The sequence below is a fragment of the Methylobacterium organophilum genome (assembly GCF_022533465.1).
Taxonomy (GTDB): domain Bacteria; phylum Pseudomonadota; class Alphaproteobacteria; order Rhizobiales; family Beijerinckiaceae; genus Methylobacterium; species Methylobacterium organophilum.
Window position 1 is genome coordinate 4298381 of sequence record NZ_CP092848.1, and the last position, 14874, is coordinate 4313254.

Consider the following 14874-nt stretch of genomic DNA (forward strand, 5'->3'; position numbering starts at 1 on the left):
AGAGCGCCGTCTCGGCCGCCGTCGCATCGAAGGGAAAGCTCGGGCGGGGCGGCTCCAAACGGAGCAGGAAAGACGGCATCGCCGGCCTCAGACCGCCAGAGCCTCGTTGAGGAAGGCCTGGAGCTGGGCGAGGTGCTTCGACATCAGGCCGGCTGCGGTGGAGGCCGAGGCGGGACGGCCGACATAGCGCGGACGCTTCACCGCGGAGCCGGCCTGGCCGAGCACCCATTCGAGATAGGGCTCGACGAAGGCCCAGGAGCCCATGTTCTTCGGCTCCTCCTGGCACCACACCACCTCCGCATTGCGGAAGCGCGTCATCTCGTTGGCGAGCGCCTTGAGCGGGAACGGATAGAGCTGCTCGACGCGCATCAGATAGACGTCGTTGACGCCCCGCTTCTCACGCTCCTCGTAGAGATCGTAATAGACCTTGCCCGTGCAGAGCACGACGCGGCGGATCTTGTCGTCGCGCACCAGCTTGACGCCGCTCTCATCGTGCTCGGCGTCGTCCCACAGGATGCGATGGAAGGTCGAGCCCTCGGCCAGCATGTCGAGGGAGGAGACCGCCCGCTTGTGGCGCAGCAGCGACTTCGGCGTCATCAGCACCAGCGGCTTGCGGAAGTCGCGGTTCAACTGGCGGCGCAGGATGTGGAAGTAGTTCGAGGGCGTCGTGCAGTTGGCGACCTGCATGTTGTCCTCGGCGCACATCTGCAGATAGCGCTCCAGGCGGGCCGAGGAATGCTCCGGCCCCTGGCCCTCGTAGCCATGGGGCAGCAGAAGCACGAGGCCGGACATGCGCAGCCACTTGCGCTCGCCCGAGGAGATGAACTGGTCGATCACGACCTGCGCGCCGTTGGCGAAGTCGCCGAACTGCGCCTCCCACAGCACCAGGGAATTCGGCTCGGCCAGCGAATAGCCGTACTCGAAGCCGAGCACCGCCTCCTCGGAGAGCATCGAGTTGATGACCTCGAGGCTCGCCTGGCCTTCGCGCACGGAGTTGAGCGGCGTGTAGCGCTGCTCGTTCTCCTGGTCGATCACCACCGCGTGGCGCTGGGAGAAGGTGCCGCGCTCCACGTCCTGGCCGGACAGGCGGACGCGGTGGCCCTCGATCAGCAGGGAGCCGAAGGCCAGGGCCTCGGCCGTCGCCCAGTCGATCCCCTGCCCCGTCTCGACCGACTTGGCGCGGTTGTCGAAGAAGCGCTGGATCGTGCGGTGCAGATGGAAGCCGGGCGGCGGCGTGGTGATGCGCTGGGCGATCTGGCGCAGGGTCTCCGCGGGCACGCCGGTGCGGCCGCGGCGGGGATCATCCACGTCCTCGCGCACCGCCTTGAAGCCGGACCAGCGCCCGTCGAGCCAGTCCGCCTTGTTGGCCTTGTAGCTCCCGGCCAGCTCCAGCTCGTTGTCGAGCATGGCCCGGAACTCGGCCTTGCGGTCGTCGAGCTGCTCCCGGGTGACGTCGCCGCGCTCGACGAGTTTGTTGCCGTAGGTCTCCAAAGCGGTCGGATGCTTGCGGATCCGCTGGTACATCTTCGGCTGGGTGAAGGCCGGCTCGTCACCCTCGTTATGGCCGAAGCGGCGATAGCAGAGCATGTCGATCACGACCGGCTTGCCGAATTGCTGCCGGTACTCCGTCGCGATCTTGGCCGCGAAGGTCACCGCCTCCGGATCGTCGCCGTTGCAGTGGAAGATCGGGGCTTCCACCATCTTCGCCACGTCGGAGGGATAGGGCGAAGACCGCGAGAAGCGCGGATCGGTGGTGAAGCCGATCTGGTTGTTGATGATGAAGTGGATCGAGCCGCCGGTGCGGTGACCCTTCAGGCCGGACAGGCCGAAGCACTCCGCCACCACGCCCTGGCCGGCGAAGGCCGCGTCGCCGTGGATCAGCAGCGGCAGCACCTTGCGGCGCTCGACATTGGGCTTGGCCTTCTGGTCCTGCTTGGCGCGCACTTTCCCCAGCACCACGGGATCGACGATCTCGAGATGCGACGGGTTCGCGGTGAGCGAGAGATGGACGTTGTTGCCGTCGAAGGCGCGGTCCGAGGAGGCGCCGAGATGGTACTTCACGTCGCCGGAGCCCTCGACCTCCGCCGGAGAGGACGAACCGCCCTTGAATTCGTTGAAGATCGCTCGGAAGGGCTTGGCCATCACGTTGGCCAGCACGTTCAGCCGGCCGCGATGGGCCATGCCGAGCACGATCTCCTCGACGCCCAGCGCGCCGCCGCGCTTGATGATCTGCTCCAGGGCGGGGACGATCGACTCGCCGCCGTCGAGGCCGAAGCGCTTCGTGCCGGTGTATTTGGTGTCCAGAAACTTCTCGAAGCCCTCGGCCTCGATCAGCTTGTTCAGGATCGCGCGACGGCCCTCGGGGGTGAAGGAGATCTCCTTGTCCTTGCCCTCGATGCGCTCCTGGATCCACGCCTTCTCCTCCGGATCGGAGATGTGCATGAACTCGACGCCGAGCGTCTGGCAGTAGGTGCGCTCCAGGATCGAGACGATCTCGCGGATCGTCGAGAACTCGAGCCCGAGCACGTTGTCGAGGAAGATCGGGCGGTCCCAGTCGGATTCCTTGAAGCCGTAATGCTGGGGATGCAGTTCTTCGTGGTCGCCGCGGGGGGCGAGGCCGAGCGGATCGAGCTTGGCATGCAGATGGCCGCGCATGCGGTAGGCGCGGATCAGCATGATCGCGCGCACGGAATCCTTGGTGGCCTGCTCGACGGAGACGCCGGTCGCCGCCACGATGGCCGCGCCCTTCCCGGAATCGACCGGCTTGCCGGCCTTGGCCTGGATCTTCTCGCCGAGCGTCTTCTCGAGGGCACCCCAATTGCCGTCGAGGGCCGAGACGATCTCGCCGTTCAGCGGCACCGGCCAGTTGGGCTTCGTCCAGGAGGCGCCGGCGGCGTTCTTCTCGACGAGGGCGTCGTCCTCGTTGAGGCTGCGGAAGAAGCGCTGCCATTCGGGATCGACCGAATTCGGGTCCCGCGCATAGGCCGCCTGAAGCTCCTCGATCCAGGCGGCGTTGGCGCCGTAGAGGAAGGAGGTCTCGAGAAGGGCTTCGTTCGCGTCCTGGCGTGCCATGGCTGCCTGTCCTGATCCGCGTTGGCCGGCCCGGCTCTCCCGAGCGCGATCGCCGCATCGTCTTCGAGTACCGGCGCGCCTCGTTTTCGAATGAGGCTCAGAGCCTCATTCGCGCGCCTTTCCCATCATGTGGGGGCGGGAAACCCCGCCCCTTCCTTTGCCTATGGGGAGCCGGCTCTGCGTGCACTGCAACACAGCGGCCGGTCCCTTCGTTCCTCACCGTCACCCTTTCAGAACCTCGACGAGGGTGCGGCCGAGCCGGGCGGGCGAGGGCGAGACCCGGATGCCGGCCCGCTCCATCGCCGCGATCTTGTCCTCGGCGCCGCCCTTGCCGCCGGAGATGATCGCGCCGGCATGGCCCATGCGGCGGCCGGGAGGCGCCGTACGGCCGGCGATGAAGCCGACCATCGGCTTCTTGCGGCCGCGCTTGGCCTCGTCGGCCAGGAATTGCGCCGCCTCTTCCTCGGCCGAGCCGCCGATCTCGCCGATCATCACGATCGACTCGGTCTTCGGATCGGCGAGGAACTGCTCCAGCACGTCGATGAACTCGGTGCCCTTGACCGGGTCGCCGCCGATGCCGACGGCCGTGGTCTGGCCGAGGCCCTCGACCGTGGTCTGGAACACGGCCTCGTAGGTCAGCGTGCCGGAGCGCGAGACGATGCCGACCGAGCCGGGCTTGAAGATGTTGGCCGGCATGATGCCGATCTTCGATTCGCCGGCGGTGACGACGCCGGGGCAGTTCGGGCCGATGAGGCGGGACTTCGAGCCCTCGAGGGCCCGCTTCACCCGCACCATGTCGAGCACCGGGATGCCCTCGGTGATGCAGACGATCAGCGGGATCTCCGCCTGGATCGCCTCGCAGATCGCGTCCGCGGCGCCGGGCGGCGGCACATAGACGACGGAGGCCTCGGCGCCGGTCGCGTCGCGGGCCTCGGCCACCGTGTCGAAGACGGGCAGGCCGAGATGCTTCGAGCCGCCCTTACCCGGGCTGGTGCCGCCGACCATCTTGGTGCCGTAGGCGATGGCCTGCTCGGAGTGGAAGGTGCCGTTCTTGCCGGTGAAGCCCTGGCAGATGACCTTCGTGTTCGCGTCGATCAGGATGGACATCGGTCAGCTCAGCCCTTCTTCACCGCCGCGACGATCTTCTGCGCCGCATCGTCGAGATCGTCCGCAGGGATCACGTTGAGGCCGGAGGTCCGGATGATCTCCTTGCCCTCCTCGACGTTGGTGCCTTCGAGGCGCACCACGAGCGGCACTTCGAGACCGACCGTCTTCACCGCCGCGAGCACGCCGCGGGCGATGACGTCGCACTTCATGATCCCGCCGAAGATGTTGACGAGAATACCCTTCACGTTCGGGTCGGCGGTGATGATCTTGAAGGCCGCCGTGACCTTCTCCTCCGAGGCGCCGCCGCCGACATCGAGGAAGTTCGCCGGCTCCTCCCCGTAGAGCTTGATGATGTCGAGGGTGGCCATGGCCAGCCCCGCGCCGTTGACCATGCAGCCGATCGTGCCGTCGAGGGCGATATAGGCGAGGTCGTATTTCGACGCCTCGATCTCCTTGGCGTCCTCCTCCGTCTCGTCGCGCAGGGCCACGATGTCGGGGTGCCGGTAGAGGGCATTCGAATCGAACGAGATCTTGGCGTCGAGGCATTTGAGGTGCCCGTCGCCGGTCAGGACCAGCGGGTTGATCTCGAGCAGGCTCATGTCCTTGGCGACGAAGGCCGTGTAGAGCTTCTCGGTCAGGTCGCCGGCTTCCTTGGCCTGGGCGCCGGACAGGCCGAGGGCCTTGGCCACGGCGCGGCCGTGATGGGGCATGATCCCGGTGGCCGGATCGACCGAGAAGGTCACGATCTTTTCAGGCGTGTCGTGGGCGACCTGCTCGATGTCCATGCCGCCTTCCGTCGAGACGACGAAGGCGACCTTGCTGGTGGCGCGGTCGACCAGCATCGACAGGTAGAACTCGGCGGCGATCTGCGCGCCTTCCTCGATGTAGAGGCGGTTGACCTGCTTGCCGGCCTCGCCGGTCTGTACGGTCACCAGTGTCGCACCGAGCATCTCGCCGGCGAACTGCACCACCTCGTCCTTGGACTTGGTGACGCGTACGCCGCCCTTCGCGCCGGCCGGCGCGCCCTTGAACGTGCCCTTGCCGCGCCCGCCCGCATGGATCTGGCTCTTCACCACCCAGACCGGCCCGCCGAGTTCGTCGGCGGCCGCGGCCGCTTCTTCCGCCTTGAAGATCGCCACGCCTCGGGAGACGGGCAGGCCGAACTCCTTCAAGACGGCCTTGGCCTGGTATTCGTGGATGTTCATCGAGAACCTCGTCGGGACGAGCGAAGGATCGGGCGCCGGACGGGTCCTCCTCCCGGCCGGCACCCCGCCTGAATGGCGGGCGTTACGCCAACTTCTCGTTGATGCCCTTGCAGGCCGCGATCAAGCCCTTCACCGAGTCGACCGACTTCGCGAACATCGCCTTCTCGGTCTCGTCAAAGGTCACCTCGAGCACCCGCTCGACGCCGTTCTCGCCGATCACCACCGGCACGCCGACATAGAGCCCGTCGATGCCGTACTGGCCGTCGAGATAGGCGGCGCAGGGCAGCACGCGCTTCTTGTCCCGGAGGTAGCTCTCGGCCATGGCGATGGCGGAGGCTGCCGGCGCGTAGAAGGCCGAGCCGGTCTTGAGCAGGTTGACGATCTCGCCGCCGCCCTTCCGGGTGCGCTCGACCATGGCGTCGAGCTTCTCCTGAGTGGTCCAGCCGAGCTTGACCAGGTCGGTCAGCGGCACGCCGGCCACCGTCGAGTAGCGGGTCAGCGGCACCATGTCGTCGCCGTGACCGCCGAGCACGAAGGCGGTCACGTCCTCGACCGAGACGCCGAACTCCTCCGCCAGGAAGTGGCGGAATCGAGCGGAATCGAGCACGCCGGCCATGCCGACCACCTTGTTGGTGGGCAGGCCCGAGAACTTCTGCAGCGCCCACACCATCGCGTCGAGCGGGTTGGTGATGCAGATCACGAAGGCGTCGGGGGCATGCTCCTTGATGCCTGCGCCGACCGCCTCCATCACCTTCAGGTTGATGCCGATCAGGTCGTCGCGGCTCATGCCCGGCTTGCGGGGCACGCCGGCGGTGACGATCACCACGTCGGCGCCGGCAATCGCGGAATAGTCGCTCGCGCCGGCATATTTGGCGTCGAAGCCATCGACGGGGGCGGATTCGGCGATGTCGAGCGCCTTGCCCTGCGGCACACCGTCGACGATGTCGAACAGCACCACGTCGCCGAGCTCCTTGAGGCCGACGAGATGCGCGAGCGTTCCGCCGATCTGACCCGCACCGATGAGCGCGATCTTGCTGCGTGCCATGGACGTCGTCTCTCCAATTCTTGCGGGGCGACCGTCTCTTCAAGAGCGATCGGAGGCCCGAAGCGGAACGAGGCCGTCTCGCGAGGGTCTCGACGCTTCGGACGAGTCTTTCTGATCCCGGGCGGTGATTGACGGAAAAGCCGGGCCTCATCAACCCGACCAAAGGCGAGCCAAGCAGGCATCGGGCCAGAGCAGGCTTGAGGCGTTCGAGGGGACGGTCCGGGAAAGCCTTGCTGTAGGAAGGGTTTAGATGCGGCGCAACAAAAGGGGTTCGGCGGCTAAGCGGCGGTGACAGCTTTCAAAAACTGTCACTTTACTCAGAATATGCCGCTGCGCAGCGTGCGCTGGATCGCCACGATCACCGCGTTCAGGCGGGCGTCGAGCAGGTCGCGCGGCACATCGGCATCGTGCTGGATCGCGAGCGGATGGGTGAAACGGTAGCTCGCGTCGAAGATGTAGGCGATGGCCCGCTCCCGGTCCCGGGCCGAGAACACGCCGGTGCCGATGCCCTCTTCCACGATGCGTTCGACCAGGGTGCGCAGGCGGACACGGTGGCGCCGGGCGATGGGACGCGAGGCGACGACGGAGTCGAGGTGAACGGCGAACAGATTCGGCTCGCGGGCCAGCGCCTCCCGCTGCCCCGCCGCCAGGGCGGCGATCAGCCGCTCGATCTTGTCGTCCGCCGGATCCGGGGCGTCGGCGATGCCGGCGAGCTCGGCCTCGAGCTCACGCAGCCAGCGGCCCGCGACGGCGTCGAGCAGGGCGTCCTTGGAGGGAAAGTAGCGGTAGACGTTGGCATGCGTCATGCCGGCTTCCGCCGCGACGGCCACCACGGTTACCCGTTTCGGCCCGAGGCGAGCGAGATGATCGGCGGCGATCATGAGAAGCCGCGCATCCGTCGAGACCGGTACGGCGCGCGCGCGGATGGCCTGGCCGCCAAGCCGGCCCCCCGGTTGCCGTCCGGGAGAGGGCGTGGAGGATCCTTGCGGCGAGCTGTCCGGATCGATGCTCAGAAGAACCGGGAAACCATTTGAATGCATGCGGGGCCGACGCGGACACAACTTGAGCGGGCGGGCGGCAACGGAAAACCCGTAGCGTTATCCGAAGGTCAGCCCACCCCGCGCGCCGTGCCCTTCGACAGACATCCCGGCCCGGTTCCATCCGCTCGGTGATAAGCACCGGAAGATCGGCCCGATGCGGGATCAGTATTTCGAATATGGTGCACGCGCTATTAGAATCTATTCTTCCAATCGCGAAGTGACGTGAAAACAATTTCGGGGTCGGTCCCGGGCGCGAGATTGACGGCGCGGGCGAGGGCAGGCTCCGCGGCCCGCAGGAAGGGGTTCGTCGCCTTCTCCGCCCTGAGCGTCGAGGGGATGAGGAAGCCGCCCTGCTGCTGCAGCCGTTCCGCCTCCTCCTGCCGCTCGGCGAGGGCGGTATTGTCCGGTTCGGCGGCTAGCGCGAAGCGCGCATTGGCGAGGACGTAATCGTGGCCGCTGAAGACCTGTGTCGCATCGGGAAGTGCCAGGAATCGCTGCAGAGAGCGCCACAGGGTCGCGGGATCGTCCTCGAGCACACGGCCGCAGCCGAGCGTGAACAGCGTATCCCCGGCAAAGAGCAGCTCCGCCTCCCGGAACAGGTAGGAGACGTGATCGCTGCAATGGCCGGGCGTCTCCCAGACCTCCGCCTCCAGGCCGCCTACCCGGACATGATCGCCCTCCCGCACGGGTCGGTCGACGGCGGGGACGGCGTTCCCCGCCTTGGCCGGGGCCGTGACCAGGGCGCCGGTCGCCCGCTTCACTTCCTCGATGCCGGCGACATGGTCGCCGTGGCGATGGGTAACGAGGATATCGGTGAGGCGCCACCCGGTCTCCTCGAGGGCGGCCAGGACTGGAGCGGCCTCGGGGACGTCGATCGACGCGCAGGCGCCGGTGGCAGGGTCGCGCATCAGCACGCCGATATTGTCGCTACGGCAGAGGAAGGTGTGGATCTCCGGCGGGCTGGCGGAGGTCGGGTTCGTCACGGGCGGCCATCTCCTCTGAAGCGGGGCGCGCCGCCGATGCCGGCGGCGGCGCCTCCAAGGGAAAACGCGAAGAATCGGGGGGATCCCTCCCGTTCCCGCCGGGCATGAGCCTGACCGCTTGCTCCGCGGGCGGGCGATCCCCATTGAAGTCGGAGAGGAATCTGAAGGATACCCGGCCGTGCCGGAACCCCAGCCGATGCGTCTCGACGTCACGGACTTGCGTGCCTTCTACGCGAGTCCCCTCGGGCTCGTCACCCACCGCTTCGTGAGCCGGGCGATCCACGGCTTCCTCGGCTCGGTCTCGGGGCTGCGGGTGCTCGGGATCGGCTACGTCACGCCCTATCTCGGCTCGGTCCATTGCATCGCCGAGCGCACGCTCGCCTTCATGCCGGCGACACAGGGCGTGGTGAACTGGCCCGGCAGCGGCCGCTCCTGTACCGCGCTGGCCGATCCGACCATGATGCCCTTGCCCGAAGCCGCGGTGGACCGGGTGATCCTGGTCCATGCCCTGGAGGGGGTGGAGAGCCCGCGCGAGCTGCTGGCCGATGTCTGGCGGGTGCTCACTCCCGGCGGCCGCATGATCCTCGTCGTGCCCAACCGTACGGGAGTATGGGCGCGGCGGGACGCGACGCCGTTCGGCCACGGCCAGCCTTATAGCCGCTCGCAGCTCGGGCGCCTGATGCGGGAGACCCTGTTCTCGCCGGAGGGCTGGGCCGAGACCCTCTACATGCCGCCGGTGCGCAGCCGCCTCTGGTTGCGCACGGCCGGGGCCTGGGAGGCCCTGGGCACCGGGCTGGCGATGCCGTTCGCGGGCCTGCACGTCATCGACGCGACGAAACAGCTCTACCGCCCGATCGCCGTGCGCCACGTGCGCCGGGTGCAGAGCCTTGCCCCGGCCCGCGTTCTGGTGCCGGCCGGGCAGCCGGGGTGAAGAGAAAACGATTGAAAGACGAAGCTTCTCGGGCGGTCAGGTCCCGAACCGCGAGAACCGCCGCAGGGGGGGGCTACTTCCTGGCGCTGGCGATCGCCGCGATCAGGGTGCGCTTGAGGTCGGACTGGCTGAACGGCTTCTGCACCACCGGCCGGTCGCGGAAGGGCTCGCGGATGCCCGCGCCACCATAGCCCGTCGAGAACACGAGGGGCAGGTTGCGCTGGGCGATCGCCTCGGCCACCGGATAAATCGGCTCGCCCGCCACGTTGACGTCGAGAATGGCGACGGAGAAGTTCTCCTTGTTGGCCATCTCCAGGGCGGTCGCGAGGCGTGCCGCGGGGCCGACGATCTCGCAGCCGAAATCGAGGAGCATGTCTTCCAGCAGCATGGAGATCGCCGCTTCGTCCTCGACGACCAGCACCCGGGCGCCGTTCAGAAGGTCCTCGTTGGATTCCGCACTCACGCCGCGTCGTCTTCCCTTCGATCCGCTCGCCCGCGGAATGTGTCGTCTGTGGAGCCGTCTCTGGTCGAGGGGTGCTTGTACCCGGTGCCGGATCCGGATGACGGGCCTGCCCCGATGCGGCAGTCTGCGACAGCGGGAACAGGGCAGCCGTCGCCCGTATCGCCGGGCGTGTCAAGCGCGACACGGGGCTCCGAGTGTGCTCTGCGGCGTTAATGTTATCGGCTGATACATTTGCCGCGGGGAGCGACGGGCGTGAGGCTGAATCGCAGGGTGGCACTCTCCCTGGCCACGGCAGCGCTGGCCGCCTCCGCGACTCCCGTCCGGGCCGATCCGGATCGGCCCCTTGTCGTCGCCTCGAAGAGCGACACGGAGGGCATGCTCATCGGCAGCATGATCGTCCTGTTGCTGAAGGCGATGGGGCTGACGGTGACGTCCCGGCTCGGCCTCGGGCCGACGCTGATCGTGCGCGCGGCCTTGCTTGCCGGCGAGGTCGATCTCTATCCCGAATATACCGGCAACGCGGCCTTCTTCTCGGGCACCGAATCCGAGCCCGCCTGGAAGGAGCGCAGGGAGGCCTATGAGAAGGCCTGCCGCCTCGATGCGGAGCGCGGTCTCGTCTGGCTCGATCCGGCGCCCGCCGACAACAGCTGGGCCATCGCCGTGCGCGGCGCCCTTGCCCGGGCGGAGGGGCTCGCCAGCATGGCCGATTTCGCGGGCGCCGTGCGACGCGACGCGATCCTGCTTGCCGCCTCGACGGAGTTCGTCGAGAGTCCCGCTGCGCTGCCCGCCTTCGAGACCGCCTACGGCTTTTCCCTGCCGGCGCGCCGGATCGTCAGCTTGCCCGGGGGCGACACCGCCGTGACCGCGCGGGCGGCCGCACAGGGCATCAGCGGGGTCAATGCGGGTATGGTCTACGGCACGGACGGGGCGCTCGATGCCCTCGACCTCGTGGTCATGGCCGATCCGAAGCGGGCCCAGATCGTCTACGAGCCCTGCCCCGTGATCCGGGCCGATCGCCTCGACCACCATCCCGGCATCCGGCCGCGTCTCGCCACTGTCTTCGCCACGCTCGACGCGCAGACCCTGCGCGGCCTCAACCGTGCCGTGGCGGTCGAGGGCGAGAGAGCGGCGACGGTTGCCCGGCGCCATCTCGTCGGTCGCGGATTGCTGGGTTGAGTCGCATCCTTGCCCTCGCCGCGGCGGCGTGCCTCCTTGCCTGTCTGTTCGCCTTGCCGCTGCTGCATCTCGCCGAGAACCGTCTCGTCACCGGCGCGCCGATCTATGCCGCCGGGGCCCTCGGGGTGTGGACTTGGCCGGTCGCGGTCTGCGCGGCCTCCGGGCTCGGGCTGCTCGGCGTGCGGCGGGAAGGGATCGCGTCCTTCGTCGCGATCGCGCTCCTCTCCGCCGCCCTCCTCCTGTTGCTGGCGGGCCTCGGGCAGGGGGCGAGCGGGCTGATCCAGGGCCATCCGCCCGCCTCCCGCGCCCGCCTCGCGGAGGGCGCCTGGCTGGCGATGGTTGGCCTCGCCTGTGGCCTGGCGCCGGCGAGCGGGCGCCTCAAGATCCCGGCGATGGGCTGGCTCGCAATGACCGCTCTCGTCGCGGGCTTGGCCCTCCTCCTGCGAGCGGGCATGCTCGATGGTCTCTCGCTCGTCGTCGAGGCGCGCGCCCGCCTCGAAGAGATGCGGGAGGGGACTGTGCAGCATCTCGGGCTTGCCGGTGCCGGTTTCCTCCTCGCTGTCACCCTCGTCCTGTCACTCGCGCCCTTGCGGCGGGGACGGGGCGGCATCGATCTCCTGGTCTCGGGCCTCCAGGTGGTGCCGGCGGTGGCCCTGCTCGGCGGATTGGTCGCCCTGCTGTCGGCGCTGCTCGCCGCCGTTCCTGCCCTGCGCAGCGTGGGCCTCGCCGCGCTGGGACCGGGACCGGCGGTGGTGGGCATCGCCGCCTATCTGCTGCTCCCCCTGCGGCGAGGATGGGAGGCCGCCCTCGCCTCCCCCGACCGCGACGCGCTCGACGCGGCCCAGGCCCTAGGGCTCGACCGGCGACAGGTTCTCACCGGCCTGCGGCTTCCGCTGGGGGCGTCGATCCTGATCGGGGCCTGCCGCGTCGCCGCCGTCCAGGCGCTCGGATTGGCGACGCTGGGCGCCCTGGTCGGGGCCGGCGGCCTCGGCCGTCTCGTCTTCGACGGCATGGCCCAGTTCGCGCCCGACCTGATCCTGCTCGGCGCGCTGCCGATCATCGCCCTCTCGCTCCTGTGCGACCGCCTCCTCGCCCTGGCGGAGGCGGCCGCGCGCCGCCGCTGGCCGTCATGAATACGCCTCGAAGCAGCCCCGCGGCCGTGCCGCCGCTTTTGGCCGGCCTCCTCCTTGCCGCCGCGAGCCATCCGGCAAGCGCGGCATGGATCTTCGGCGCGCAATCCCGCCCCCTGAGCCTCGCCCGACTGGGCGAATTGTCGGCGAGCCACTTGATCCTGGCCGGGATGGGGCTTGCCCTCGTCGGCCTGCTGGGCGTCGGCTTGGGGCTCCTTGCGACCCGCCGCTTCGCGGCCTCCTGGCGGAGCGCCATCGATGCCGCTGCGGCGCTGGCGCAGGGGCTACCGCCGGTGGTGGTGGTGGCGCTCGCCCTGCCCGTGCTCGGCTTCGGTGGCCCGCCGACCCTGCTCGCCCTGGTCGCCTACGCGACGATGCCGACCTTGCGCAGCACGATCGGTGCGATCGAGGCGGTGCCACCGGCGGCGAAGGAGGCGGCCGAGGCGCTCGGGATGCACCCGCTCCAGATCCTTCTGCAGGTCGAGGTGCCGCTGGCCGCGCCCGGGCTGCTCGCGGCTCTGCGCACGGCGCTGGTGCTGTCCGTCGCCACTGCCGCGATCGGAGCGCTCGCGGGCGCGGCGACGCTCGGCACGCCCATCGTCGCCGGCCTTCAGAACCAGCGGCTCGCCCCCCTGTTCCAGGGGGCCTGCGCCAGCGCTGCTCTGGCCTTCCTGTGCGACGCGGCTCTGCTCGCCGTGGCGGCTGGGCTCGACCGGATCAGAAATGGCTGAAGGAGCCCCCCGCGAAACGCCGCTCGGCGCCGGCCGCATCGACGAAGACGGGTGGTCCCTCCCCGGCCACGACCGTGCCGATCGCCGTTGCCGGCACGCCCGCCGCGGCGGCCTCTGTCAGGAAAGCGTCGAGCTGGCCCGGCGGCACCGCGCAGAGGATCTCGTAATCGTCGCCGCCGGTCAGCACGGTCTCGATCAGCTCCGGATCGAGCCTGAGCGCCGCCGCGGCGGCCTGGGAGAGGGGAATGGCGGCCTTCTCGATCCGGGCCGTGAGCCCTTCGAGCCGCAGCATCTTGGCGAGGTCGCCGGCGAGTCCGTCCGACACGTCCATGGCGGCCCTGGCATGGGCGCGCAAAGCCGGAGCGAGGGCGAGGCGGGGCCGGGGATGCAGGTAGCGGTCGAGGAGAGGCGCGCGCTCCTCCGGCCCGAGGCCGGCGGCGAGCGGGCCCCCGGGATCGAGCCGCAGGCGCAGGCCGAGGGCCGCGTCGCCGATGCTGCCGCTCACGCAGAGCCGGTCGCCGGGCCGCGCCCCGGGCCGGCGCACCATGCGCCCGGCCGGCACCTCGCCGAAGGCGGTGACCGAGAGGAGCACCGGGCCGCCGGAGCGGACGGTGTCGCCCCCGAGCAGGGGGCAGGCGAAGTCGCGCGCGGCCTCGCCCAGTCCCGCCGCGAAGGCGGAGAGCCACGCCTCCGTCCAGTCGTCGGGCAGGGCGAGCGTCAGCAGGAAGCCGCGGGGCGTTGCGCCCTTGGCGGCGAGGTCCGAGCAATTCACCCCGAGCGCCTTGCGCGCGATCGAGCCGGGGGGATCCTCGGGGAAGTAATGGATGCCGGCGGCCACCGCGTCGACGGTGACGACGAGGTCGTGGCCGGGGCTCGGGCGCAGGCAGGCCGCGTCGTCGCGCAGGGCGTCCGCGCCCGGCCCGCTCAGGGGGGCGAAGTGGCGCGCGATCAGCGCATCCTCGCCCGGCCGGCCCAACGCGTCAGCTCCGCGGCCGGTCCGCCGGCAGGGCGAGCTCCTCCGCGCGCACCTCGCGGGCGACGCGGTCGAGGACGCCGTTGACGAGACCCGGTTCGTCGCCCTCGTAGAAGCTGTGGGCCACGTCGACATATTCGGAGATCGCGGCCCGTGCCGGCACGTCGCGCCTGAACATCAGCTCGTAGGCGCCCGCACGCATGATCGCCCGCAGCACGGACTCGATACGCCGCAGGGGCCAGCCCTTGGCGAGCGCCCGGTCGAGCTGCGGATCGATGGCGCGCTGCTCCTCCACCGTGCCGCGCAGCACGTCGCGGAAGAAAGCGGTCTCGGCGGGGGGATGGGCGATCCCGTCGACCTCCCGGCCGATCCAGTGAGCCTCGAACTCGGCCAGGGCATCGATCACGCCCTTGCCCGAGATCTCCATCTCGTAGAGCGCCTGCACCACGGCGAGGCGGGCGCCGCGCCGCTCGGAGATCTTGCTCATCGCGGGTGCTCCACCTGGGTCGCCCGTTTGAGCGCGAGCACCGTCAGGGCGGCTTCGGCGGCGCCCCCGCCCTTGTTCATCTCGGAGACACGGGCGCGGGCGAAGGCCTGCGCCTCGTTCTCGACGGTGAGGATGCCGTTGCCGAGCGGCAGGCGCTGGGCGACGGACAGATCCATCAGAGCCCGGGCGCTCTCGCCGGCCACGATGTCGTAATGGCCGGTCTCGCCGCGGATGACGCAGCCCAGCGCTACCACCGCGTCGTAGGGACGGCCCGCCTGCCGGGCCGCTTCGAGCAGGATCGCGATCGTGCCGGGGATCTCCAGCGCGCCGGGCACGGTGACTATCTCGGCCTGCGCCTCGGCGGCCTCAATGGCGGCGAGCGCGCCTTTCAACAGCTCGTCGGCAAGCGTCTCGTAGAAGCGCGCCTCGATGACGAGAATGCGGGCGCCGGGGGTGTGGAGCGGCGCGGCCGCGCCTCGGCTGTGAGAGACCATGATGCGTGGACCCGGGAAGCGGACGGGCGAATCCTGA

14 protein-coding genes are annotated in these 14874 nt (G+C 69.6%); 4 read left to right on the forward strand and 10 right to left on the reverse strand.

The genetic code is table 11. The annotated features are described in order from the left end of the window. Nucleotides 1–87: 87 nt before the first annotated feature. The 6 genes from MMB17_RS20300 to gloB form a co-directional block, all read right to left on the reverse strand. Entirely contained in the window at nt 88–3072 is a 2985-nt protein-coding gene (locus MMB17_RS20300) for a 2-oxoglutarate dehydrogenase E1 component (protein ID WP_238310868.1), read from the reverse strand. 222 nt (nt 3073–3294) lie between these two features. After that, nucleotides 3295–4179, reverse strand: a complete 885-nt coding sequence (gene sucD / locus MMB17_RS20305) for a succinate--CoA ligase subunit alpha (RefSeq protein ID WP_238310867.1) — start codon at nt 4177–4179, stop codon at nt 3295–3297. Between the two features lie 8 nt (nt 4180–4187). Then, a complete protein-coding gene (gene sucC / locus MMB17_RS20310; RefSeq protein WP_241100069.1) occupies nt 4188–5384 on the reverse strand; it encodes an ADP-forming succinate--CoA ligase subunit beta in 1197 nt (398 codons plus the stop codon). A gap of 82 nt (nt 5385–5466) precedes the next feature. Further along, nucleotides 5467–6429: a malate dehydrogenase gene (gene mdh / locus MMB17_RS20315; protein WP_241100070.1), complete on the reverse strand. Its 963-nt coding sequence runs from the start codon at nt 6427–6429 to the stop codon at nt 5467–5469. A gap of 317 nt (nt 6430–6746) precedes the next feature. Next, complete coding sequence (locus tag MMB17_RS20320; RefSeq protein WP_241100071.1) at nt 6747–7310, reverse strand: TetR family transcriptional regulator; 564 nt, start codon at nt 7308–7310, stop codon at nt 6747–6749. Nucleotides 7311–7660: 350 nt separating this feature from the next. Beyond that, nucleotides 7661–8377 carry a hydroxyacylglutathione hydrolase gene (gene gloB, locus MMB17_RS20325; RefSeq protein ID WP_241102250.1) on the reverse strand — a complete coding sequence of 239 codons (717 nt, stop codon included), beginning with the start codon at nt 8375–8377 and terminating at the stop codon, nt 7661–7663. Between the two features lie 271 nt (nt 8378–8648). On the opposite strand from gloB, the gene MMB17_RS20330 reads away from it, so the two are divergent. Continuing rightward, the gene (locus MMB17_RS20330; protein ID WP_238310924.1) at nt 8649–9383 is read left to right on the forward strand and encodes a class I SAM-dependent methyltransferase; all 735 of its coding nucleotides are present in this window, start codon (nt 8649–8651) and stop codon (nt 9381–9383) included. A 73-nt stretch (nt 9384–9456) separates the two neighbouring features. Here MMB17_RS20330 and MMB17_RS20335 read toward each other — a convergent pair whose 3' ends face one another. Next, the gene (locus MMB17_RS20335; RefSeq protein ID WP_238310863.1) at nt 9457–9846 is read right to left on the reverse strand and encodes a response regulator; all 390 of its coding nucleotides are present in this window, start codon (nt 9844–9846) and stop codon (nt 9457–9459) included. A 270-nt stretch (nt 9847–10116) separates the two neighbouring features. On the opposite strand from MMB17_RS20335, the gene MMB17_RS20340 reads away from it, so the two are divergent. From MMB17_RS20340 to MMB17_RS20350, 3 genes are read left to right on the forward strand one after another with little or no spacing between them, the layout of a single operon-like run. Then, the gene (locus MMB17_RS20340; RefSeq protein ID WP_420847291.1) at nt 10117–11022 is read left to right on the forward strand and encodes a glycine betaine ABC transporter substrate-binding protein; all 906 of its coding nucleotides are present in this window, start codon (nt 10117–10119) and stop codon (nt 11020–11022) included. Beyond that, entirely contained in the window at nt 11019–12155 is a 1137-nt protein-coding gene (locus MMB17_RS20345) for an ABC transporter permease subunit (protein WP_241100072.1), read from the forward strand. Before MMB17_RS20340 ends, MMB17_RS20345 begins: the two co-directional genes overlap by 4 nt. Continuing rightward, nucleotides 12152–12883, forward strand: a complete 732-nt coding sequence (locus tag MMB17_RS20350; protein WP_241100073.1) for an ABC transporter permease subunit — start codon at nt 12152–12154, stop codon at nt 12881–12883. Before MMB17_RS20345 ends, MMB17_RS20350 begins: the two co-directional genes overlap by 4 nt. Here the strand turns inward: MMB17_RS20350 and thiL are convergent. Genes thiL through ribH form a run of 3 tightly spaced genes read right to left on the reverse strand, consistent with a single transcriptional unit; the run spans nt 12870 to nt 14837 of the window. Continuing rightward, entirely contained in the window at nt 12870–13859 is a 990-nt protein-coding gene (gene thiL / locus MMB17_RS20355; protein WP_241100074.1) for a thiamine-phosphate kinase, read from the reverse strand. The genes MMB17_RS20350 and thiL overlap by 14 nt on opposite strands. Nucleotides 13860–13863: 4 nt before the next feature. Then, complete coding sequence (gene nusB, locus MMB17_RS20360; protein WP_238310858.1) at nt 13864–14343, reverse strand: transcription antitermination factor NusB; 480 nt, start codon at nt 14341–14343, stop codon at nt 13864–13866. Beyond that, on the reverse strand, nt 14340–14837 hold the full coding sequence (gene ribH / locus MMB17_RS20365; protein WP_238310857.1) for a 6,7-dimethyl-8-ribityllumazine synthase: 498 nt from the start codon (nt 14835–14837) through the stop codon (nt 14340–14342). The genes nusB and ribH overlap by 4 nt, the downstream gene beginning before the upstream one ends. Nucleotides 14838–14874: the final 37 nt, after the last annotated feature.